The following is a 20,466-nucleotide window of genomic DNA, read 5'->3' on the forward strand; positions in this document are numbered from 1 at the left end:
AAAAATAAAATTTATGCTTAGAGTAGAATATCTCGTATTTATAGATAATCAAAACATTAAATGTTCTGATGATAGGACATTTAATAATTTGTTACAATCTGATCCTGAAATTCACATTTTAAAAGATAAATTGGTTTATAAAAAATTAGAAGCTCATTATTCAATTGAATCAGGTAAAGTTAAAAATACAGGGGATTCATATTTTCACTTAACGATTATAATAATAGATGAAAAAAGAATTGATGAGTTCATAGAATTATTAAGAGGAGTAAAATCCGTACTACACGTTATTAATAAAACGCCTCAAATTCTTTTTGATGGTATAAGCTTGTATTATTCTAATTTAGCTTACCCATTGATTTTTGAAATTGAGAATTTAATGCGAAAATTAATTACAAAATTTATGTTGACTAATGTCGGCATAAATTGGGTAAAAGAACGTGTACCAGATGATGTTAAAAGTTCAATTAATTCACTTAATAAGGATATGACTTATTTACATAATGTGGATTTTATTCAATTAAAAAACTTTCTTTTTAGTGAGAATTATACTGCTCATAGAGATCATTTAATTCAAAAACTTAAAAAATCCCAAAATATAAATGAATTTAAATTAGAGGAAATAAAAACATTGATTCCCATGTCTAATTGGGAGAAATATTTTTCAGATAGTGTAGGAATAGATATTACGAAAGAAAGTTTAAGTAAAAAATGGGATGAACTATACGATCTAAGATGTAAGATCGCTCACAATAGAATATTTGATAAATCTGATTACAATAAGGTTATTGATTTATGTAAAGATGTAAAAGATGTTATAATAAAAGCAATTTTAAATTTAAGTAAAATTGATATTTCAGAGAGAGAAAGCACAATTTTAACTGAGACAATTGCAGGTAATTTTAATTTTAATTCAGGAGAATATCTTTCTGCTTATTCTGAAATGACAGATTTAATTTCTAAATTAGTTGAAGATAAAATTTTTCATATATATCCTGAAGAGAGACCTGACTATATTAAGCGATCACTAGTTGGTGACTTAATGAGATTGTCTAATCATGGAATTTTAAATGAGGATATCCATAATGAAATTAGAGTATTCATTGAATTAAGAAATCAACTTGTTCACAGACCTGAAAATATAATGAAAAATGACATTTCAGATTATACAGAAAAAATAAAATATGTAAATAAATTATTAGATGGTTGGTTATAATTTTTCTACCACAACTCTGAAACCTCATTTTTAATATATCCCAAAGCAGCATTACTTGGAGATTGTTTCTCTAATAAATCATTCAAAATTTTCTCTCTTAATTTATCTGCGCTGTCCACACGATCGCTCATTGCCGCTTTACGGATGATTTGTATTGTCGAGTTTTTAGCCGTTGTAATTATTGTCCAACATTCATCAGACATATAAATTTGTTGCGTTAAATTGTGTTCGAATTCTTGTTCGATCTGGTCAATTACAAAGTTTTCATAATCATGTTTTTCGTGTGAAATGGGCACAATTCTAATTAGTAATTTGGTCAGATTAATACGCTCTAAATATAAAGTCATGCGCTCGTAGGCCTGTAAACGTATTGGTAAAGATTCTTTATGAGCTTCTTTGTTTAATAAAAAATTACGTTTTTTATCATTGTTTTTTATATGCAATTCAAAAAAACTGTAAGCCACAAATCCTGTAACAATGGCTGGTAAAGTATAACTGGCTAATTCTATAATTCTTGTAAAATCCATTTGGTTCAATTTTTCAACAAAAATATACTTTTTGGGGAGAAATCCACATTAAATTTTATTGTAATAAACAAAATGTAAGGCTACTTTTGTGTACATTTTTCAAAATGGTCTGAAATACTAGAATAATGGAATCATACATAATAGTTTTACTTTGCCTGGCTGCTTTTGCGGCAGGATTTATTGATGCAATTGTTGGCGGTGGCGGATTAATTCAGACTCCAGTGGGATTAATATTGTTGCCTAACTTGCCGGTTTCTACAGTTATTGGAACTTTAAAATTACCCGCTTTTACCGGAACCTCTTTTGCAGCTTTCCAATATTTGAAAAAAGTGGTGATTCAGTGGAAATTGCTTTTGATCATGATGTGTCTGGCTGTTCCTTCGGCATTTTTAGGATCGACTTTACTGACAATGGTGAGCAATGATTTTATGAAACCGCTTTTGCTCGTAGTTTTATCATTACTGTTTATATATACGTATGCGAAGAAAAATTTTGGACAACATGTTGCGAAAGATCATTCGGCTACAACGCAAATTATTTACGCTGTTGTAATCAGTGTAATTGTTGGTTTTTACGACGGATTTATTGGTCCCGGAACCGGAAGTTTTTTTGTGGTTGCTTTTATTGCACTTTTAGGTTTTGACTTTTTACACGCTTCCGCGAATGCTAAAATGGTGAATCTGGCAACAAATTTTGGTTCGATTTGTCTGTTTATGATAAAAGGAAAAATCATTTGGTCAATTGCAATTCCTATGGCAATCAGCAATGGACTTGGCGGGTGGATTGGTGCGAAACTGGCAATTAATAAAGGAAATGGATTTATTAGAATCTTCTTTTTGGTTGTGGTAATTGGAACTTTGATTCGGTTTGCTTATGATGTGTTTTTTAAGAATTAAGTTGCTGAGATTCTAATATTGTGAGTTGGTAATTTTAAAATAATAAAAATAATATAAATAATATAAAATGAAAGAAAAAATTGAAAATGGCAAGAATGATGACGATAAAAATTTCCTGATTTCTAATAGAATACTACTTCATGAATTCGAAAAGAGTGAAGAAGATATCAAGGCAGGCAGAACGATTGATTATTCTGATTTTAAAGAAAAACTAGCAATTATGTATAATATCCAGATTTAAACGGATTTCTTATTTAAAAATTTAAAACAATTTAAATTTTTTGCTAAATATATTTCAGAGCGAAAAATCTTTAGTTTAAGTTCCGGAGGAACGAGATATTTTGTAGTAACGGAATTCATTCCGTTTGGTTTGGCAACATTTGATTTTTATGTCTTCTCTTGTTTTTGCAAATGTTTAAAAGCCAATTGTTTCTTTCTAGCCCCGATAGAGGAAATATCCTCGTATCCCGATAGCTATCGGGAGGAGAGATAAAGCCGAAAGCGGGAACGATGTTTCTTAAAATGATAATTGTTTCTGCTTCAAAAAAGAAGAATCTGAGTTACTTAGCCTCTTACAAACTCATTATCTTAGAAAAAAGCCAATTGTTTTGCTTCAAAAAAATAAAAAACTTTAGCAACTTAGAACCTTAAAAAGGTAGTAGCTTATTCAATCAATAATTCTTATTTTTGCAGTAATTATGGAGAAAAATTTGATGCAAAAATATATTGACCAGCTCAATGAAGCACAACGTGAACCTGTTTTACAAAAAGACGGGCCAATGATCATTATTGCTGGTGCAGGTTCTGGAAAAACTCGTGTTTTAACTATCAGAATTGCTTATTTGATGGCTCAGGGTGTTGATGCGTTCAGCATTTTATCGCTTACTTTTACAAATAAGGCGGCTCGTGAAATGAAGCACAGGATTTCGGATATTGTAGGAGCAACTGAGGCTAAAAATCTATGGATGGGAACTTTTCACTCGATTTTTGCCCGTATTCTTCGTGCGGAATCAGATCATTTGGGGTATCCCTCTAACTTTACTATTTATGATTCACAAGATTCTGCAAGGCTGATTTCGTCTATTATCAAGGAAATGCAACTGGATCGTGATATCTATAAACCAAAACAAATTTTAGGACGAATTTCAACTTATAAAAATAGCTTGATTACGGTTAAGGCTTATTTTAATAATCCTGAATTGGTAGAAGCTGATGCAATGGCAAAAAGACCACGCTTAGGAGAAATTTATCAGCAATATGTAGAACGCTGTTTCAAAGCCGGAGCAATGGATTTTGATGATTTATTGTTGAAAACCAATGAGTTATTAACTCGTTTTCCGGAAGTATTGGCGAAGTATCAAAACCGCTTCCGTTATATATTAGTTGATGAGTACCAGGATACAAATCACTCACAGTATTTGATTGTTAGGGCTTTATCAGATAAATTTCAGAATATTTGTGTAGTTGGTGATGATGCGCAGAGTATTTATGCTTTCCGTGGTGCGAATATTAATAATATTTTGAATTTCCAAAAGGATTACGAAGGTGTAAAAATGTTTCGTTTAGAACAAAATTATCGTTCTACCCGAAATATTGTAGAAGCGGCTAATACCATTATTGATCATAATAAAGTCAAACTTGATAAAATTGTCTGGACTGCAAATGATTTTGGAGCCAAAATAAAAATACACCGCAGTTTAACGGATGCTGAAGAAGGACGTTTTGTGGCGAGTACTATTTTTGAGCAAAAAATGATGAATCAGATGCATAATGGTTCGTTTGCGATTTTGTATCGTACTAACGCTCAATCACGTGCGATGGAGGATGCGCTAAGAAAACGTGATATTCCGTACCGAATTTATGGTGGATTATCATTTTACCAACGTAAGGAAATCAAGGACGTTTTGTGTTATTTGCGTTTGGTAATTAACCCGAAAGACGAAGAAGCGTTGGTTCGTGTAATCAATTATCCGGCTCGTGGAATTGGCGATACCACTGTTGAAAAACTTACAATTGCTGCCAATCACTACAAACGTTCGATTTGGGAAGTGATGGTGAATATTGATAAAATTGAGCTGAAATTAAATACAGGAACGAAGAATAAAATAAATGATTTTGTGACGATGATCCAGAGTTTTCAGGTGATCGATCAAAATCAGGATGCTTTTTATATCACTGATTACGTTGCTAAGAAAACCGGTTTAGTTCAGGAGCTTAAAAAAGATGCTACTCCGGAAGGAATGGCAAAAATTCAGAATATTGAGGAACTTTTAAACGGTTTAAAAGATTTTACTGAAGGACAAAAAGAAATTGACGGCGCAAGAGGAGCATTATCTGAATTTATGGAAGATGTGGCACTTGCAACTGATTTAGATAAAGATACATCTGACGAAGATCGTGTGGCTTTGATGACAATTCACCTTGCAAAAGGACTGGAGTTCCCGCATGTTTTTGTTGTGGGAATGGAGGAAGACTTGTTTCCAAGTGCGATGAGTATGAGTACCAGAAGTGAGTTAGAGGAAGAGCGTCGTTTATTTTATGTAGCTTTAACTCGTGCAGAGCATCAGGCATATTTAACTTATGCACAATCACGTTACCGCTGGGGAAAATTGACGGATAGTGAACCGTCGCGTTTTATTGAAGAAATTGATGGACAATATTTAGAATATTTAACTCCTGCCGAGAGTAATTACCGTTATAAATCCCAAATTGATGGAGATATTTTTGGCGATGTTGATAAATCGAAATTGCGTTTGGCAAAACCTGTTGGTTCAACTCCGCCAAAATATATTACAGAAAGCGAACCAAAATCAGATCTCAATATTCGGAAATTAAAACCAGTTGGAGGAGTAAATCCTAATAATGCTGCACCTAATTTATTTGATAGCAAACTGACTATTGGAAATATTGTAATGCACGAACGTTTTGGAAAAGGTGAAGTAGTAAATATGGAAGGCGTTGGCGCTGATAAAAAAGCTGAGATTAAATTTGAAGTAGGAGGAATTAAAAAGCTATTGCTTCGATTTGCAAAATTAGACGTTGTTGGTTAAAATATTAGCTTTCAAGTTTTAGGTTGCTCTACTTTGAACATAATTTAACCGCAAAGTTTGCAAGGATTTACGCAAAGTTTGAAAGTCAATACTTAAAAATCTAACGCTTTGCGCTCTTAGCGTAAATCCTTGCAAACTTTGCGGTTAAGTATAAAGATTCAGTTTTTGAAACTTGAAACCTGAAACAAAATAAACCTGAAACAATTAAAACAAAAATTAGAAAATGGCTGAGTTCATAAAAATATATCCCGATAAACCTAATGAAGCTGCAATTGCCAAAGTGGTAAAAGTGCTTCAAAACGGAGGTTTAGTAATTTATCCAACTGATACCGTGTATGGTTTAGGTTGTGATATTACAAATTCACGCGCTTTAGAAAAAATTGCAAAAATAAAAGGAGTTAAACTTGAAAAAGCAAACTTTTCATTTATCTGTCATGATTTGAGTAATCTCTCAGATTATGTACGTCAAATTGATACGTCGACTTTCAAGATTTTAAAAAGGGCATTACCAGGTCCTTACACGTTTATTTTGCCGGGAAATAATAATTTGCCAAAAGAGTTTAAAAAGAAAACAACTGTTGGTATTCGTGTTCCCGATAACAATATTGCGTTAGAAATAGTTAGGAAATTAGGGAATCCTATAGTTTCAACTTCTATTCGTGATGAAGATGATGTAATTGAGTACACCACAGATCCGGAATTGATTTTTGAAAAATGGCAAAATATTGTTGATCTTGTTATTGACGGTGGATATGGAGACAACGTAGGTTCTACAATTATAGATTTGTCAGATTATGAGCCTGTTGTTATCAGGGAAGGAAAAGGAGATTTGAATATTTTGTAAGATTAAAATCATAAATTATCTAGGATAATTCAAAATGGTTTGGTTAATTAGCTAATAATTAATCAAGCCATTTTCTGTTTTATGAAAAACCTTTATCTTGTTTTGTTCCTGTTTACTACAATTACAATATTTTCTCAAAATACCCTTAAAGGTAAGATTTCGAATCAGGAAAATATTCCTTTAGAAGGTGTGAATGTTTATTTTGACGGAACTACTATCTCTACCATTTCAGATTCAAAAGGAAACTTCACTATCCAATACGAACCCAATGCCAATAATATTCTGGTAATAAGTTTCATGGGATATCAAACTGAATATTTAACGGGTTTAGATGTTGCCAAACCTCTGAATATTGCAATGTCAGTCTCAAAAAATGAACTTAAAGAGGTTGTTATTAATACAAATGAATTATTTACCAGAGCTCAAAAGCTTAAATTGTTTAGGGAATATTTTTTAGGAAAGACAAATAATGCAAAGGGAACAATAATACAAAACGAAAGTGATCTTCATTTTAAATATGACAAAGACAAATTTATTTTCACGGCCTTTTCAGATAAACCTCTAGCAATTATAAATGAAGCTTTAGGATATAAAATTGATTTTGAATTGGTCGTTTTTGAAGTCGCTTTTAATAAACTAAGTATTGCGTCAAAAGATGTTATAAAAAACTTTTATGGAGGAGTGAGCCGTTTTGAAGACATTAATAATTCGACTGAAGTTTTAGAACGAAGACAAAAAACCTATGAGGGATCACAAATTCAATTTTTCAGGAATTTTGCTAAAAAGGATTGGGGAATAAAGAAGTTTATTTTACTTAATGATGATAATAGTATCGATCCTCTCAAAAGATTCAGGATTATTGAAGAGGAAGATTTTGTAAAAGTAGAAATATTGCCTCAGCCAAAAGGAGAAATCAAAAATGAAAATCTAAAGGATATTGTAGCTTCTTACAATATTGCCTTTACAGAACTGAAGAATCAAAAATTACTTTTCTGACAGATAGCTTTTACATCTATAAATATGGTAACAATTCAAATATTGAGAGTATATTGTTTTCAGGTAAAATTTCGGAAAAGAAAGTGGGAGATATGTTACCTCTAAATTACGGTATACAATAAAAGATTAAAGGAAATATATTATATAAGCCAGCAATATGATGTTTTTGTAAAAAAAAACTGAAATTGTATAATTATTGAAAATAAATAATTAACTTTAGTACTAGTTAAAATTTAGTTAGTTAATTTAAGATAATGCTATTCCTGATTTTATTTAATTGGTTATTAAAAAAATTAGGAATACATAAAAGCAGGTCAATTGACCTGCTTTTTCTGTATAATAAAGTTTTTAGACTTTAAATTATTTTTGTTGTTTTTTCATTTCTTTTTCAATCATATCATAGAATTGATCGATTTTTGGCATAACAACAATACGAGTTCTTCTGTTACGGGCTTTGTTGTCCGGAGTATCATTAGCCACTAATGGTACGTATGAACTTCTACCTGCTGCAATTAATTTTGCAGGGTTAACACCAAGGTCATTTGTTAAAACACGTACAATTGATGTAGAACGTTTAACACTTAAATCCCAGTTGTCTAACAAAACACCATTACTTTTGTAAGGAACGTTATCTGTGTGACCTTCAACCATACATTCAAAATCAGGTTTGTCATTCACTACTTTTGCAACCTTAGCTAAAACACCTTTTGCTGCATCAGTTACATCATAACTACCGCTTTTAAATAATAATTTATCAGCAATAGAAATAAATACAACACCTTTTTCTACGTTAATTTCGATATCCGGATCATTAATTCCAACAGCACCTTTTAAACTAGTAACTAACGCTAATGTTACACTGTCTTTTTTAGTTAATGCATCCTGAAGTCTGGATATTTTTAAATCTTTTTCTTTTAAACTTTCTAATGATTTTTCAAGGTTTTCAGCTCCTTTAGTTGTTAATACTGTTAAATCTTTAGATGTGCTTATTAAGTCCTGATTGTGTGCTTTATAACTTTCAGCTGTCGCTGCTAATCCTGCTTTTTCCTCTAAACAAGAGTTTAGTTTAACGGTGCAAGAGTTTAATAAATCTTGGATTTCTTTATTCTTAGCTTCTAAAGCTGCGTATTCCTTTTTCGATACACACGAAGTTAAGGCCATTAATACTGATAGTGCGATTACTATTTTTCTCATAGGGTATTTATTTAATTAAACGTTGATTACAAATTTAGTTCTTAATATTTTGATTACTGTTAAAGATTTCTTTAAAAACCAGCAATTTCTTTATGTAATACAAGTAAACGATACTTTTTACGGTATAGTATTGCTGTATCTGAAAATCTTTTCGTTGTCGTAAGTATTTTAAAGATATACAATAAAATGAAAAATGGGCATGTAAAATCGCAAAACTATGCTTAAATTTTCCCTGCGTAAGAAAACGGATACCTGCGATTCCGTCCAGAATCATTCTGAAAAAAATGACAAAAAACATCCTTTTTTTAGGTAGGTTTTTTACAAGCATTAGTAGTGAATTTCTAAAATTCAAATATGTTTTTTTAGGATTTCCCTGTTGTAAAGTGGCTCCTCCAACGTGATAAACAGTTGATCCTGAATTGTATTTTATAATATGTCCTTCATTTGCAGCACGCCAGCATAAATCAATTTCTTCCTGATGCGCAAAAAAACTTTCATCAAAACCTCCTAATTCATGATATACTTCACTCCGGATAAAAAAACACGCTCCTGATGCCCAGAATAATTCACAATTATCATCGTATTGACCACTATCTTTTTCGATAGTATCAAAAATACGTCCACGGCAAAAAGGGTAACCAAATTTATCAATAAAACCACCGGCTCCTCCGGCATATTCAAAGTATTCCTTATTTTTAAAATCAAGAATTTTAGGCTGGATAATTGCGGTTTGGTTTTCCTTATCGAAAGTTTCAATAATTGGATTCAGCCAATTTTCCGTAACTTCAATATCTGAATTTATTAACGCATAAATTTCAGCATTAATATGTTGTAAAGCATCATTATAACCTTTTGCAAAACCGTGATTTCCGGTGTTTACAACTATTTTAATAGTGGGAAAATTTTGACTGATAAAATCTATAGAATCATCTGTTGATGCATTATCTGCAACATATATTTGAGCTCCTTCTGAAAACTGTACAACAGACGGCAGAAATTGTTCTAACAATTTTACTCCATTCCAATTTAAAATGACAACAGCAATTTTATCCAAAAGTTATTTTATTTATTTAATACTATTTTAATCGTTATAATCGGGCAAATTTCTCAAAAACTGATATTTTTCGTTTTCAAAATCCATCTGACAATAAAAATGATTCAGACCGTTCGTAACGTTCAAAAACCGTGCCTTCATTGTCATATTATAACGCGCAATTTGATCAAAAGTTGCTTGTGAAATTTTCACACTTGGCGCTTTACATTCTACTAATATATGTATCGAACCGTCCGGATTAAAGACTACCACATCGTATCTTTTTCGTAATCCGTTGACTGTTAAAACTTTTTCAACATTGATTAAGGATTTAGGATATTTTTTTTCCTCTGTTAAATAATGAACCACATGCTGACGTACCCATTCTTCTGGAGTAAGAATGATAAATTTTTTCCTGATTTCATCAAAAATAGACACTTTATTTTCGCTATTTTTGAATCGGAAAGTATAAGTCGGAAAATTGAGTTGCTGCATAGCGCAAAAATATAAAATAGTTTGAGGTTTCAAAGTTTAAAGTTTCAAGTTCTTGAAATGAAAACTTCGAAACCTGAAACTTGAAACAAAATATTGAATGGACGAAGTTGTAAAAATTGTTAATGATATAAAGGCAGGAAATATAAAACCAATTTATTTTTTAATGGGCGAGGAGCCTTATTATATTGATAAATTATCCGAATATATTGAGAAGAATGTACTTTCAGAAGAAGAAAAAGGATTCAATCAAACGGTATTATATGGTAGAGATGTATCTGTAGAAGATATAGTTTCAACGGCAAAGCGTTATCCTATGATGTCTGATCGTCAAGTTGTTATTGTAAAAGAAGCGCAGGATTTATCCCGAACAATAGATAAGTTAGAATCCTATGTAAATAATCCAATGGAAACTACGGTTCTGGTTTTTTGTTATAAATACAAAACACTTGATAAACGCAAAAAAGTAACCAAATTACTGGCACAAAAAGGAATTGTTTACGAAAGTAAAAAGCTTTACGAAAATCAGGTTGGAGATTGGATTAAACGTGTTTTAGCAGGGAAAAAATATACGATTGATCCAAAAGCTAATGCGATGTTAGTAGAATTTTTAGGTACAGATTTAAGTAAAATCAATAATGAACTTGAAAAATTACAGATTATTTTACCACAAGGAACCGTAATCACGCCGCAACATATCGAGGAAAATATTGGTTTTAGTAAAGATTATAATGTATTTGAACTTCGAAAAGCAATTGGTGAACGCAATCAGCTTAAAGCATACAAAATAGCAGAAAACTTTGCTCATAATCCTAAGGAATATCCGCTCGTAATGACAACCGGATTAGTATTTGGATTTTTCATTCAGCTTTTAAAATACCACGGACTTAAAGATAAAAATCCTAAAAACGTGGCAAGTGTCATTGGTGTAAATCCTTATTTTTTAAAGGAATACGATTTAGCGATAAAAAATTACCCCATGCGAAAAGTGAGTCAGATCGTTGGAGCTTTAAGAGATGTCGATTTAAAAAGTAAAGGAGTAGGAGCTAATTCTTTGCCGCAGTCAGATTTATTAAAAGAAATGCTGTACAAAATATTTAATTAAGCCGTGAAAATTCACGATATTTGCATCTCTAAAAAAATTACTACTTAAAAATAATAATTGCACAATTATGGGAATGAATAAAAATACCGTTTTAGGATGGGCTACTTTTATAATGGTACTTATGGGATTGTTACTTATAGGTCTTGGCGCTTTTAGATACAGAGATGTTTCAGGCTGGGGATTTGTAGCAGTAGGTGTTGGATTTTTTGCTAATGCCTGGGTTTTTAATGCTTTAAAAGGTAGAGTTTAACAAAATTCAATCACAATATCAAAAATCAATTGCAATATTAAATTTGAATTGCAAGACAAAATCAGTAGAAAAATAATTAATTAAAAATAAATAGAATGTCAGACGATAAGAAAGTAATTTTCTCAATGCAAAAATTGAGCAAAACCTATCAGGGAGCAGATAAGCCAGTGCTTAAAAACATTTACTTGAGCTTCTTTTATGGTGCTAAAATTGGTATTCTTGGACTTAACGGTTCAGGAAAATCTTCTTTATTAAAGATTATTGCAGGAGTTGATAAAAACTATCAGGGAGATGTTGTTTTTCAACCCGGTTATACTGTAGGTTATTTAGAGCAAGAACCAATTCTTGATGATTCTAAAACCGTTATCGAAATTGTTCGTGAAGGAGCTGCAGAAACTATGGCAGTTTTAGAAGAATACAATCAGATCAATGATTTATTCGGTCTTGAAGAAAACTATTCCGATCCTGATAAAATGGACAAGTTGATGGATCGTCAGGCAGCTTTGCAAGACAAAATTGATGCTCTTGGCGCTTGGGAAATCGATACAAAACTTGAAATTGCAATGGATGCATTGCGTACTCCGGAAGGGGATACGCCAATCAAAAACCTTTCAGGAGGAGAGCGCCGTCGTGTAGCTTTATGTCGTTTGTTGTTGCAACAACCTGATGTATTGCTTTTAGATGAGCCTACCAATCACCTTGATGCTGAGTCTGTTCTTTGGTTAGAGCAACATTTAGCTCAATATGCAGGAACTGTAATTGCAGTAACGCACGATAGATATTTCCTTGATAATGTAGCAGGTTGGATTTTAGAGCTTGATAGAGGAGAAGGTATTCCATGGAAAGGAAACTACTCTTCCTGGTTAGACCAAAAATCAAGCCGTATGGCACAAGAAGAAAAAGTAGCTTCAAAACGTAGAAAAACTTTAGAGCGTGAGCTGGATTGGGTTCGCCAAGGAGCAAAAGGCCGCCAGACGAAACAAAAAGCGCGTTTACAGAATTACGATAAATTATTGAATGAGGACCAAAAACAATTGGATGAAAACCTGGAAATCTACATTCCAAATGGTCCACGTTTAGGAACAAATGTTATCGACGCAAAAAATGTTGCCAAAGCTTTTGGAGATAAATTATTATATGATAATTTAAACTTTACTTTGCCACAAGCCGGAATTGTTGGAATTATCGGACCAAATGGTGCTGGTAAATCAACCATTTTCAAAATGATTATGGGGGAACAAAAAACCGACAGTGGAGAATTTTCAGTTGGAGAAACAGTGAAAATCGCTTATGTAGATCAGTCGCACTCTAATATTGATCCAAATAAATCTATCTGGGAAAATTTTTCTGATGGTCAGGAATTGATCATGATGGGAGGAAAGCAAGTAAATTCAAGAGCTTATTTATCACGTTTCAACTTTGGTGGAGGCGAGCAAAATAAAAAGGTATCAATGCTTTCAGGTGGAGAACGTAACCGTTTGCACTTGGCAATGACGTTGAAAGAAGAAGGAAACGTACTTTTACTGGATGAGCCAACGAATGATTTAGATGTAAACACACTTCGTGCACTTGAAGAAGGTTTAGAAAACTTCGCAGGTTGTGCTGTAATTATTTCGCACGACAGATGGTTCTTAGACAGAATTTGTACGCACATTTTAGCGTTCGAAGGAGATTCTGAAGTCTACTATTTCGAAGGTGGTTTCTCTGAATACGAAGAAAATAAAAAGAAACGTTTAGGTGGTGATTTAACTCCAAAACGTTTGAAATACAGAAAGTTAATTAGATAATTTTTAATAAACTTTAAATTTTAAAAATCCCAAATTCTAATTATGATGATTTGAATTTGGGATTTTTTATTGAAAATTTTACCCAAATGTCACTGGTGAGCGAAGTAGAAGAGTCAGGAGCTATTTCCTGCTATCCGCTTGTATCTTTTATTTTTCTAAAGAAAAAAAATAAAAGGATACCGCTTCTATCAGGGTTAGGTCAATCATTTCCATAAAAATATTTTCGTTTTATTTTGTCATTTCGAGGAACAAGAAATCGCACTAGAGAATCGACAAAGATTGGCTATTTTGCATGCGGAGTTTCGTGTGAGATTTCTCGTTCCTCGAAATGAAAAACTTCATGGATCGGAACTCTTATTTTGATTGGAATTTAAAATTTAAATATTGAAATTTTATAAAAACTTAGCCTTCAATTCCGGAGTAGGAATCATGCAGCTTTCTTTTTTGCCGTACCATTTGTAACGGTTTCTGGCAATATAATCATAAATATAATTTCTAAATTTCTCAGGGAAAATTTTAAAAACAGCAACCAAGCTATAAACACCACCTAAATCTTCTGCAATTTCAAGAACTGCCGAAGATTTGTAATAATAAGCAACACCAGGATTATATAAAATGATACTATCAATTTTAGTTTGATCTACACCAATATATTTACAAATTTCAATTCCCAATTCTGATTGCAAAGCCACAAACCGAAAAATATCTTTTCTATCATGTTTGATAATAAACTGCACTGCGCCATTGCATAAATTACAAACGCTGTCGAAGAGTATTATTTTTTTGTTTTTTGGAAGGTCTCGCATTTGAAAAAGTTCAAGTTTAAAGTTTCAATACATAGTTTGTCATTTCGACGGAGGAGAAATCACACATGTAACTCTACAAAGATTGGAATTTAAATTGCGGAGTTTCTAGTGTGATTTATCCCTTCGGTCGAAATGTAAAGATTGCGAATATTGCTATTTTTGATTTGTTTTAGTGCTATTTATTTTATCTATTAAGAATGTAAATCTAATAAATTTTATAAATCAAAAACGACATTCATAAAACTATTTAAAATTAATTTCTCAAAACTATGATCTTCCAAACCGTATTTTAAAAAATCATTTCTTAAATCGCTTTATTTTGATTTTTAATTATTTTTAGCATTTTAAGCACTGATAACTGTGACCGAAAACTGAAAACTTATTTTTTTCCAGCTTCAACAAATTCCAACTCATCTAAACTTACTTTAGAAGTAAAGATCCCATAATTTACAGTTGCTTTATTTTTTTCGATTGAATCGATACTTCCAACAGATCTTCCGTCTAGCATTCTTACTCGGTCGCCAACTTTTAAAATAGGTTTCGGTTTTTCTATAACAGGTTTGAGTTTCTTTTCTTTTTTCTCTTTTCGAATTTCTTCTACCTGAACAGAGACTTCGGCAATAACTTCTTTTTTCTTTTCAATTATCGCTTTGGCTTCTTTTGGAGTTGCTTTTTTACGTTTTGAATTTTCAATTTCTATGATTTTTAAAAATTCTCCAATAAGATCTTTTTTATTTTTATTATTGAAATATTTCTCAGCAATGTCTTCAATTTTTTGACCAATGTAAATTGTCTTTTGGTTGCTGTCATATAATTCCTGATAGCTTTCCAGTTTCTGTTTGATTTTCACATTGATGTTTTCCATCTTTTTGCCTTCTTCACGTGCTCGCGTTTCTTCCTCTTTTAAGTTGAGAGAAGTTTTTTCAAGTTTTGAACGTTCTTTCTGAAGTGTTGCAATTGTTTTATCAAAGCGAACTTTGCCTACTTCAATTTTCTTTTTGGCACGATTGATTAACCCAAACGGAATTCCGTTTTTCAAGGCTACCTCAAAAGTAAACGAACTACCGGCTTGACCTAAAGCTAATTTATACATTGGTTCAAGTGATTTTTCGTCAAACATCATATTTGCATTTGTAGCAAAAGGCAATTCGTTTGCAAGAATTTTCAAATTTGAATAATGCGTGGTGATAATTCCGAAAGCTTCACGATGGTAAAATTCTTCAAGAAAAATTTCAGCCAAAGCACCACCCAATTCAGGATCAGAACCGGTACCAAATTCATCAATTAAAAACATGGTTTTCTTGTTACACTTTTTCAAGAAATAATTCATATTTTTCAATCGGTAACTATAAGTACTTAAATGATTTTCAATAGATTGATTGTCTCCAATATCTGTTAAAATTCTGTCGAACAAAAATGTTTCACTTCTTTCGTGAACCGGAATCAACATTCCTGATTGTAACATCAATTGCAATAAACCAACTGTTTTAAGCGAAATTGTTTTTCCTCCCGCATTAGGTCCTGAAATAACAATGATTCGATTATCTTGCTTCAATTCAATAGTTTGAGGATGTGTAATCTCGTTTTTTTGCTTATTATTCAAATACAAAATAGGATGATACGCTTCTCTGAAAAACAATCTGCGTTCTTCAGTAATTGTTGGCAGGATTCCGTTGATTCTGTTTGCGTATTTTGCTTTTCCGGCAACAACATCAATATCACTCAAAAATTCCTGATATTCAATTAGCAGAGGTAAATACGGGCGAATTTGATTTGATAATTGTTTTAAAATTCTCGTAATTTCTTCTTTTTCTTCGTATTCAAGATTGGCCAATTCTCTTGAATATTGCAAAGTTGCTTCCGGTTCGATGTAAGCAATACTTCCGGTTTTGGAACTTCCTAAAATGGAGCCTTTTACTTTACGGCGATACATGGCCAGAACTGCTAAAACTCTACGGTTTTGAACGAAACTTTCCTTAATATCGTCCAGATAACCAAGGCTATTATTATGAGTAAGAGCAACTCCAAAACTCTGATTTACTTTACCACGAACAATATTCATATTCTGACGAATACTCAATAAAGCAGGCGAAGCATTGTCTTTAATCTCACCATATTTGTCAACAATTGCGTCAATTAGGGTAACAATATCTTTAGTATATTCAACTCTTGAAGCTCTGGCATTAAGATTTGGATAATAATCATCAAACTTTTTCAGGAAAGTCAGTAGTACATTAGCCGTTGATGAAAGTGTGGCAATTTTTCTAAAACTTCCCACTTCAAGAAAACTATCTTCGATTGCCAGAAATTTGATTTCGTGCGTAATCGCGTCAAACCCGTGATTAGGAATGGCATTGTTATTTTCAAAAGACGAAACATATTCTGATGTTTGCATCAAAGCCTGCATCAAAGTGTCTTTATCTCTGAAAGGAGTTATATTTAAGGTTTTTTCTTTTCCTATATCTGTATTACAGCCTGCCGAAATGGTTTCGAGAACTGTTGGGAATTGTAAATCTTGTAATGTTTTTTCGGTAATAGATATCATTTATTTTCTTTAACAAAGTACACAAAAGTACGAAAACATTAGTATTCAATTCTACAAAGTTTGTATCTAAATTTATGATTGGTAAATATGATTTAAATAAAATATTTCGGAAATTAGCATTAAAAAAAGTATGGACGTTAAAATGCATGATTCTTGGAAACCAGTTTTGAATGAAGAATTTGAAAAGCCGTATTTCAACGAATTAATTGATTTTGTAAAATCTGAATATACTACTAATGTTTGCTACCCAAAAGGAAATCAGATTTTCTCTGCTTTTGATCATTGTCATTTTGATCAGGTAAAAGTGGTGATTATTGGTCAGGATCCTTATCATGGGCCTAATCAGGCAAATGGGTTGTGTTTTTCTGTAAATGACGGAATTCCGTTTCCTCCGTCGCTTCAAAATATTTTCAAGGAAATCGAGACGGATTTAAATAAATCAATTCCTAAAACCGGTAATTTAGAGCGTTGGGCAGATCAGGGTGTTTTTCTATTAAATGCAACCTTGACAGTTCGACAATCTGAAGCTGGAAGTCATCAGGGAAAAGGTTGGGAAAAATTTACAGATGCTGTTATTAAACAAATTTCTGCTCAAACAGAAAATGTTGTTTTTTTATTATGGGGTGGTTTTGCCCAAAAGAAAACTTCATTGATTGACGCTTCAAAACATTATATTTTAAAATCGGGTCATCCGTCTCCTTTAAGTGCAAATAGAGGATTTTGGTTTGGTAATAAACATTTTAGCCAGACAAATGCTTTTTTGAAATCAAAAGGAATGAAAGAGATTGAATGGTAAATTTTAAACCATATAAGTTATATAAGTCAATATAAGAGTGGTTTATTATTTTTACAATCTTGTCATTTCGACGAAGGAGAAATCACACTAGTAACTTACACGCAGTACGTCACTTTCTGGATGTGATTTCTCCTTCGTCGAAATGACAAAAATCTTGATATTATAATTGTGTGACTATTTTTCTAAAGGCTTTTTAATAATTTCGTCAAGAATAGCTTTGTTTTCGTAGTTGATTACTTTAAGAATAATCTCTTGATTATTAGCTGTTTTTCCTTCGATTATATATAATTTTCCTTTTTGGAATGGAATATTACTTTGGTCAAAATCAATATCTCCAAAAGTCAGTGTTTTTCTAACGTCAGAGGTGTCAACCCATTTTTCATTTAGAGTCTTAATTGCTTTTTCAGAATATTGAAAAGGTTTTGTTCGTAAACTATTTAAAACTCGGGCATTCGGGAAGTAATTGCAACGAGTATCTTTTCCACTAAAAACAAGGGCTACAAAAAAGCATCCCATAACTAAACCAATCAAATAATAGGCAAAACGGTGTACGAACTTCATGAACTAATTTTTCTGCAAAGGTACATTAAAGTTCTCTTAAAATAAAAGTAAATTAATGTCGTTATCCGGTAAATCGAACCATTCGCCAATAGCCTTGTTTGTTAGGATTCCGTGGTATAAGTAAATTCCGTTTTTTAGACCTTTATTACATCTTATGGCACTTTCTAATCCTCCGTCTTCAGCGATTTGAAGCAAGTATGGAGTAAGAATGTTACTAATTGATAATGAGGCAGTCTTAGAATATCTTGAAGGAATATTTGGTACGCAATAATGCAAAACGTTACTTTTTATGAAAGTTGGTTTTTCGTGGGTAGTAACTTCCGAAGTTTCAAAACATCCTCCGGTATCAATACTTACATCCACAATTACGGCGCCTTTTTTCATGTGTTCCACCATAGTTTCTGTCACTATAATAGGACAACGTTCTTTTCCGCGCATCGCACCAATAGCAACATCGCAGCGTCTTAAGGCTTTTAATAACGCTTTTTGCTGAACTGTTGAAGTAAATATTCTTTGGTTTAAATTGTTTTGTAAACGTCGTAATTTGGTAATCGAGTTATCAAAAACTTTTACATTTGCACCTAAACCAATGGCGGTTTTAGCAGCAAATTCACCAACAGTTCCGGCACCTAAAATAACAACTTCGGTAGGAGGAACGCCAGTAATGTTTCCGAATAAAAGACCTTTCCCAAATTCGTCCGTAATCATTAATTCGGCAGCAATAAGTATAGAAGCTGTTCCGGCAATTTCGCTTAATGATTTTACAGCAGGATAAGATCCGTCTTCATCCTTAATATATTCAAAAGCAAGTGCGGTAATTTTTTTTTGGGATAAAGCCTCGAAATATTCTTTCTTTTTTGTTTTTAACTGAATTGCCGAAATAATAATCGTTTCAGGATTAATCATTTTTATTTCAGCGATAGTAGGAGGTTCTACTTTTAGCAGCATCGGACATCCAAAAACTTTTTTGGTATCTTTTGTAACTTCCGCTCCGGCATCTGAATATTCTTTGTCAGAATAACTGGAACTTTCTCCGGCTCCGGATTCAATCATAACTCTGTGACCTTCATAAGTCAGCGAATTTACAGCATCTGGAGTCAGGCAAATACGACGTTCCTGGTAACTTGTTTCTTTAGGAATTCCTATGAAAAGTTCTCTTTTGAATCGGCCAACTTCAAGTTTTTCTTCTTGTGGCAACAATTGTTGTTTCGTAAATGGAGTTAATGTTATTGACATGGGGTTATTCGAAAATTAAGAGTACAAATTACGTAAAAAGTTTTAAATCAATGTAAAAAATCTGCTAATACTATGTGATGAAATTACGTCATAATTTTTTCCATTTTAATGTCGGCTCGTTCATAACTCACGTTTCCTAGTGGAACTTCTGTAAAACCAAACTTTTCATATAGATGAATGGCGGGAAGAAGCATTCGGTTGGAATATAAAAACAGCTTTTTAATATTATTTTCTTCGGCTACAGCCAAACAATGAACTAATAATTTATTCCCAATTCCAAGACCTTGTGCTTTATTTGAAACTGCCATTTTACTTAATTCGAAAGTCGTTTTATCAACTTTCATTAAAGATACGGTTCCAAGAATCTCCTCATTATATTTAGCATAAAAAATCATTCCGCCTTTATCAATGATTTCTTCCTGTGGATTCGAAAGCACTATTTCGTCTTTTTCTTCCACTCTGAAATATTTTTGAAGCCATTCTTTATTTAAGGTTTTGATATATTCCTTTAAATCAGGTGAGAATGGGATGATTTCTACTTGGGTATTCATTTATGTTTTATTAAGTTCTTTCACGAAGATTTCACAAAGTTTTTTTTAATTTTTTTGTGAATCTCTGCGGAATATTCTAAACTAATTTCAATTCTCTTTTTCCATCTGCTAATAATTCAATGGTAACAATAGAATGTTCCTGAGGAATCAGGTTTTCAATTTTTTCAGACCATTCAATAAAACACCAGTTTCCTGAATACAAATAATCGTCAACTCCCATATCAAGCGCTTCGGTTTCTTTATTTAATCGGTAAAAATCAAAATGATAAACTATCTTATTGTTAGATGTGTAATATTCATTTACTAATGAGAATGTTGGACTGCTTGTAGCGTCTTCAACTCCCAGACTTTTACATAATTGTTTGATTAAAGTAGTTTTTCCAACGCCCATTTCTCCATTAAAAAGAATGATCTTTTTGGGATTTGATGCTATGATTTTCTCTGCTACTTCCTGAATTTGATCTAATGAAAAAACGATGTTCATTTTTTATTATTTTGATAAATATTTTTTTTTGCCACAAATTTCACAAATTTTCGCGAATTTCTTTTTTAATAAAGCTTTGATTTGTGAAATTCGTGGC

The 20,466-nt window shown here is 32.2% G+C and carries 20 protein-coding genes; 10 read left to right on the forward strand and 10 right to left on the reverse strand.

What is annotated here, in order from left to right; all coding sequences use genetic code 11:
- Positions 1-13 precede the first annotated feature (13 nt).
- On the forward strand, positions 14-1,216 hold the full coding sequence (locus tag ACHRVX_RS05145) for a hypothetical protein (RefSeq protein ID WP_395329894.1): 1,203 nt from the start codon (positions 14-16) through the stop codon (positions 1,214-1,216).
- A gap of 5 nt (positions 1,217-1,221) precedes the next feature.
- On the opposite strand, the gene ACHRVX_RS05150 is transcribed toward ACHRVX_RS05145, so the two are convergent.
- Positions 1,222-1,743, reverse strand: coding sequence for a hypothetical protein (locus tag ACHRVX_RS05150; RefSeq protein WP_395329896.1), 522 nt, complete (start codon positions 1,741-1,743; stop codon positions 1,222-1,224).
- A 125-nt stretch (positions 1,744-1,868) separates the two neighbouring features.
- Between ACHRVX_RS05150 and ACHRVX_RS05155 the strand changes: the two genes are divergently transcribed.
- From ACHRVX_RS05155 to ACHRVX_RS05175, 5 genes are all read left to right on the forward strand, one after another.
- Positions 1,869-2,639: a sulfite exporter TauE/SafE family protein gene (locus ACHRVX_RS05155; RefSeq protein WP_395329898.1), complete on the forward strand. Its 771-nt coding sequence runs from the start codon at positions 1,869-1,871 to the stop codon at positions 2,637-2,639.
- A 67-nt stretch (positions 2,640-2,706) separates the two neighbouring features.
- Positions 2,707-2,880 (forward strand): hypothetical protein, encoded by a 174-nt coding sequence (locus tag ACHRVX_RS05160; RefSeq protein WP_395329900.1) that lies wholly within the window; start codon positions 2,707-2,709, stop codon positions 2,878-2,880.
- A 472-nt stretch (positions 2,881-3,352) separates the two neighbouring features.
- Positions 3,353-5,689, forward strand: a complete 2,337-nt coding sequence (locus ACHRVX_RS05165; protein WP_395329902.1) for an ATP-dependent helicase — start codon at positions 3,353-3,355, stop codon at positions 5,687-5,689.
- A gap of 223 nt (positions 5,690-5,912) precedes the next feature.
- Positions 5,913-6,533 (forward strand): L-threonylcarbamoyladenylate synthase, encoded by a 621-nt coding sequence (locus tag ACHRVX_RS05170; protein ID WP_395329904.1) that lies wholly within the window; start codon positions 5,913-5,915, stop codon positions 6,531-6,533.
- An 81-nt stretch (positions 6,534-6,614) separates the two neighbouring features.
- Positions 6,615-7,529, forward strand: coding sequence for a carboxypeptidase-like regulatory domain-containing protein (locus ACHRVX_RS05175; protein ID WP_395329906.1), 915 nt, complete (start codon positions 6,615-6,617; stop codon positions 7,527-7,529).
- A 360-nt stretch (positions 7,530-7,889) separates the two neighbouring features.
- Here the strand turns inward: ACHRVX_RS05175 and ACHRVX_RS05180 are convergent, their stop codons facing one another.
- Genes ACHRVX_RS05180 through ACHRVX_RS05190 form a run of 3 tightly spaced genes read right to left on the reverse strand, consistent with a single transcriptional unit; the run spans position 7,890 to position 10,251 of the window.
- Complete coding sequence (locus ACHRVX_RS05180) at positions 7,890-8,723, reverse strand: flagellar motor protein MotB (protein WP_395329908.1); 834 nt, start codon at positions 8,721-8,723, stop codon at positions 7,890-7,892.
- Positions 8,724-8,757: 34 nt separating this feature from the next.
- On the reverse strand, positions 8,758-9,777 hold the full coding sequence (locus ACHRVX_RS05185) for a glycosyltransferase family 2 protein (protein WP_395329910.1): 1,020 nt from the start codon (positions 9,775-9,777) through the stop codon (positions 8,758-8,760).
- 27 nt (positions 9,778-9,804) lie between these two features.
- Entirely contained in the window at positions 9,805-10,251 is a 447-nt protein-coding gene (locus ACHRVX_RS05190) for a type I restriction enzyme HsdR N-terminal domain-containing protein (protein ID WP_395329911.1), read from the reverse strand.
- Positions 10,252-10,348: 97 nt separating this feature from the next.
- Here ACHRVX_RS05190 and holA point away from each other — a divergent pair, with 97 nt between their 5' ends.
- The 3 genes from holA to ettA all read left to right on the forward strand — a co-directional run bounded on the left by holA (position 10,349) and on the right by ettA (position 13,390).
- Positions 10,349-11,353, forward strand: coding sequence for a DNA polymerase III subunit delta (gene holA, locus ACHRVX_RS05195; protein ID WP_395329913.1), 1,005 nt, complete (start codon positions 10,349-10,351; stop codon positions 11,351-11,353).
- A gap of 67 nt (positions 11,354-11,420) precedes the next feature.
- A complete protein-coding gene (locus ACHRVX_RS05200; RefSeq protein WP_035680915.1) occupies positions 11,421-11,603 on the forward strand; it encodes a CAL67264 family membrane protein in 183 nt (60 codons plus the stop codon).
- A 95-nt stretch (positions 11,604-11,698) separates the two neighbouring features.
- Entirely contained in the window at positions 11,699-13,390 is a 1,692-nt protein-coding gene (gene ettA, locus ACHRVX_RS05205) for an energy-dependent translational throttle protein EttA (protein ID WP_395329916.1), read from the forward strand.
- Positions 13,391-13,782: 392 nt separating this feature from the next.
- Here ettA and ACHRVX_RS05210 read toward each other — a convergent pair whose 3' ends face one another.
- The gene (locus ACHRVX_RS05210) at positions 13,783-14,196 is read right to left on the reverse strand and encodes a thiol-disulfide oxidoreductase DCC family protein (protein ID WP_395329918.1); all 414 of its coding nucleotides are present in this window, start codon (positions 14,194-14,196) and stop codon (positions 13,783-13,785) included.
- Positions 14,197-14,575: 379 nt separating this feature from the next.
- Complete coding sequence (locus tag ACHRVX_RS05215; RefSeq protein WP_395329920.1) at positions 14,576-16,741, reverse strand: DNA mismatch repair protein MutS; 2,166 nt, start codon at positions 16,739-16,741, stop codon at positions 14,576-14,578.
- Between the two features lie 130 nt (positions 16,742-16,871).
- On the opposite strand from ACHRVX_RS05215, the gene ACHRVX_RS05220 reads away from it, so the two are divergent.
- Entirely contained in the window at positions 16,872-17,537 is a 666-nt protein-coding gene (locus ACHRVX_RS05220; protein WP_395329922.1) for a uracil-DNA glycosylase, read from the forward strand.
- Between the two features lie 174 nt (positions 17,538-17,711).
- Here the strand turns inward: ACHRVX_RS05220 and ACHRVX_RS05225 are convergent, their stop codons facing one another.
- From ACHRVX_RS05225 to tsaE, 4 genes are all read right to left on the reverse strand, one after another.
- Entirely contained in the window at positions 17,712-18,098 is a 387-nt protein-coding gene (locus ACHRVX_RS05225) for a DUF4258 domain-containing protein (RefSeq protein WP_395329924.1), read from the reverse strand.
- Between the two features lie 36 nt (positions 18,099-18,134).
- Positions 18,135-19,334: an alanine dehydrogenase gene (locus ACHRVX_RS05230; protein WP_395329926.1), complete on the reverse strand. Its 1,200-nt coding sequence runs from the start codon at positions 19,332-19,334 to the stop codon at positions 18,135-18,137.
- A gap of 83 nt (positions 19,335-19,417) precedes the next feature.
- Positions 19,418-19,885 (reverse strand): GNAT family N-acetyltransferase, encoded by a 468-nt coding sequence (locus tag ACHRVX_RS05235; protein ID WP_395329928.1) that lies wholly within the window; start codon positions 19,883-19,885, stop codon positions 19,418-19,420.
- Positions 19,886-19,961: 76 nt separating this feature from the next.
- Positions 19,962-20,369 (reverse strand): tRNA (adenosine(37)-N6)-threonylcarbamoyltransferase complex ATPase subunit type 1 TsaE, encoded by a 408-nt coding sequence (gene tsaE / locus ACHRVX_RS05240; protein WP_395329930.1) that lies wholly within the window; start codon positions 20,367-20,369, stop codon positions 19,962-19,964.
- Between the last annotated feature and the right edge of the window lie 97 nt (positions 20,370-20,466).

Source organism: Flavobacterium sp. FlaQc-47 (assembly GCF_044006475.1).
GTDB lineage: Bacteria > Bacteroidota > Bacteroidia > Flavobacteriales > Flavobacteriaceae > Flavobacterium.

What these genes read in the sequence shown, in the direction of transcription:
- ettA (WP_395329916.1), top strand. Translation starts at nt 11,699, where the DNA reads ATGTCAGACGATAAGAAAGTAATTTTCTCAATGCAAAAATTGAGCAAA.
- ACHRVX_RS05220 (WP_395329922.1), top strand. Translation starts at nt 16,872, where the DNA reads ATGGACGTTAAAATGCATGATTCTTGGAAACCAGTTTTGAATGAAGAA.
- ACHRVX_RS05170 (WP_395329904.1), top strand. Translation starts at nt 5,913, where the DNA reads ATGGCTGAGTTCATAAAAATATATCCCGATAAACCTAATGAAGCTGCA.
- tsaE (WP_395329930.1), bottom strand. Translation starts at nt 20,369, where the DNA reads ATGAACATCGTTTTTTCATTAGATCAAATTCAGGAAGTAGCAGAGAAA.
- ACHRVX_RS05160 (WP_395329900.1), top strand. Translation starts at nt 2,707, where the DNA reads ATGAAAGAAAAAATTGAAAATGGCAAGAATGATGACGATAAAAATTTC.
- ACHRVX_RS05145 (WP_395329894.1), top strand. Translation starts at nt 14, where the DNA reads ATGCTTAGAGTAGAATATCTCGTATTTATAGATAATCAAAACATTAAA.
- ACHRVX_RS05235 (WP_395329928.1), bottom strand. Translation starts at nt 19,885, where the DNA reads ATGAATACCCAAGTAGAAATCATCCCATTCTCACCTGATTTAAAGGAA.
- ACHRVX_RS05175 (WP_395329906.1), top strand. Translation starts at nt 6,615, where the DNA reads ATGAAAAACCTTTATCTTGTTTTGTTCCTGTTTACTACAATTACAATA.
- ACHRVX_RS05165 (WP_395329902.1), top strand. Translation starts at nt 3,353, where the DNA reads ATGCAAAAATATATTGACCAGCTCAATGAAGCACAACGTGAACCTGTT.
- ACHRVX_RS05210 (WP_395329918.1), bottom strand. Translation starts at nt 14,196, where the DNA reads ATGCGAGACCTTCCAAAAAACAAAAAAATAATACTCTTCGACAGCGTT.
- holA (WP_395329913.1), top strand. Translation starts at nt 10,349, where the DNA reads ATGGACGAAGTTGTAAAAATTGTTAATGATATAAAGGCAGGAAATATA.
- ACHRVX_RS05200 (WP_035680915.1), top strand. Translation starts at nt 11,421, where the DNA reads ATGGGAATGAATAAAAATACCGTTTTAGGATGGGCTACTTTTATAATG.
- ACHRVX_RS05225 (WP_395329924.1), bottom strand. Translation starts at nt 18,098, where the DNA reads ATGAAGTTCGTACACCGTTTTGCCTATTATTTGATTGGTTTAGTTATG.
- ACHRVX_RS05215 (WP_395329920.1), bottom strand. Translation starts at nt 16,741, where the DNA reads ATGATATCTATTACCGAAAAAACATTACAAGATTTACAATTCCCAACA.
- ACHRVX_RS05155 (WP_395329898.1), top strand. Translation starts at nt 1,869, where the DNA reads ATGGAATCATACATAATAGTTTTACTTTGCCTGGCTGCTTTTGCGGCA.
- ACHRVX_RS05180 (WP_395329908.1), bottom strand. Translation starts at nt 8,723, where the DNA reads ATGAGAAAAATAGTAATCGCACTATCAGTATTAATGGCCTTAACTTCG.
- ACHRVX_RS05150 (WP_395329896.1), bottom strand. Translation starts at nt 1,743, where the DNA reads ATGGATTTTACAAGAATTATAGAATTAGCCAGTTATACTTTACCAGCC.
- ACHRVX_RS05190 (WP_395329911.1), bottom strand. Translation starts at nt 10,251, where the DNA reads ATGCAGCAACTCAATTTTCCGACTTATACTTTCCGATTCAAAAATAGC.
- ACHRVX_RS05230 (WP_395329926.1), bottom strand. Translation starts at nt 19,334, where the DNA reads ATGTCAATAACATTAACTCCATTTACGAAACAACAATTGTTGCCACAA.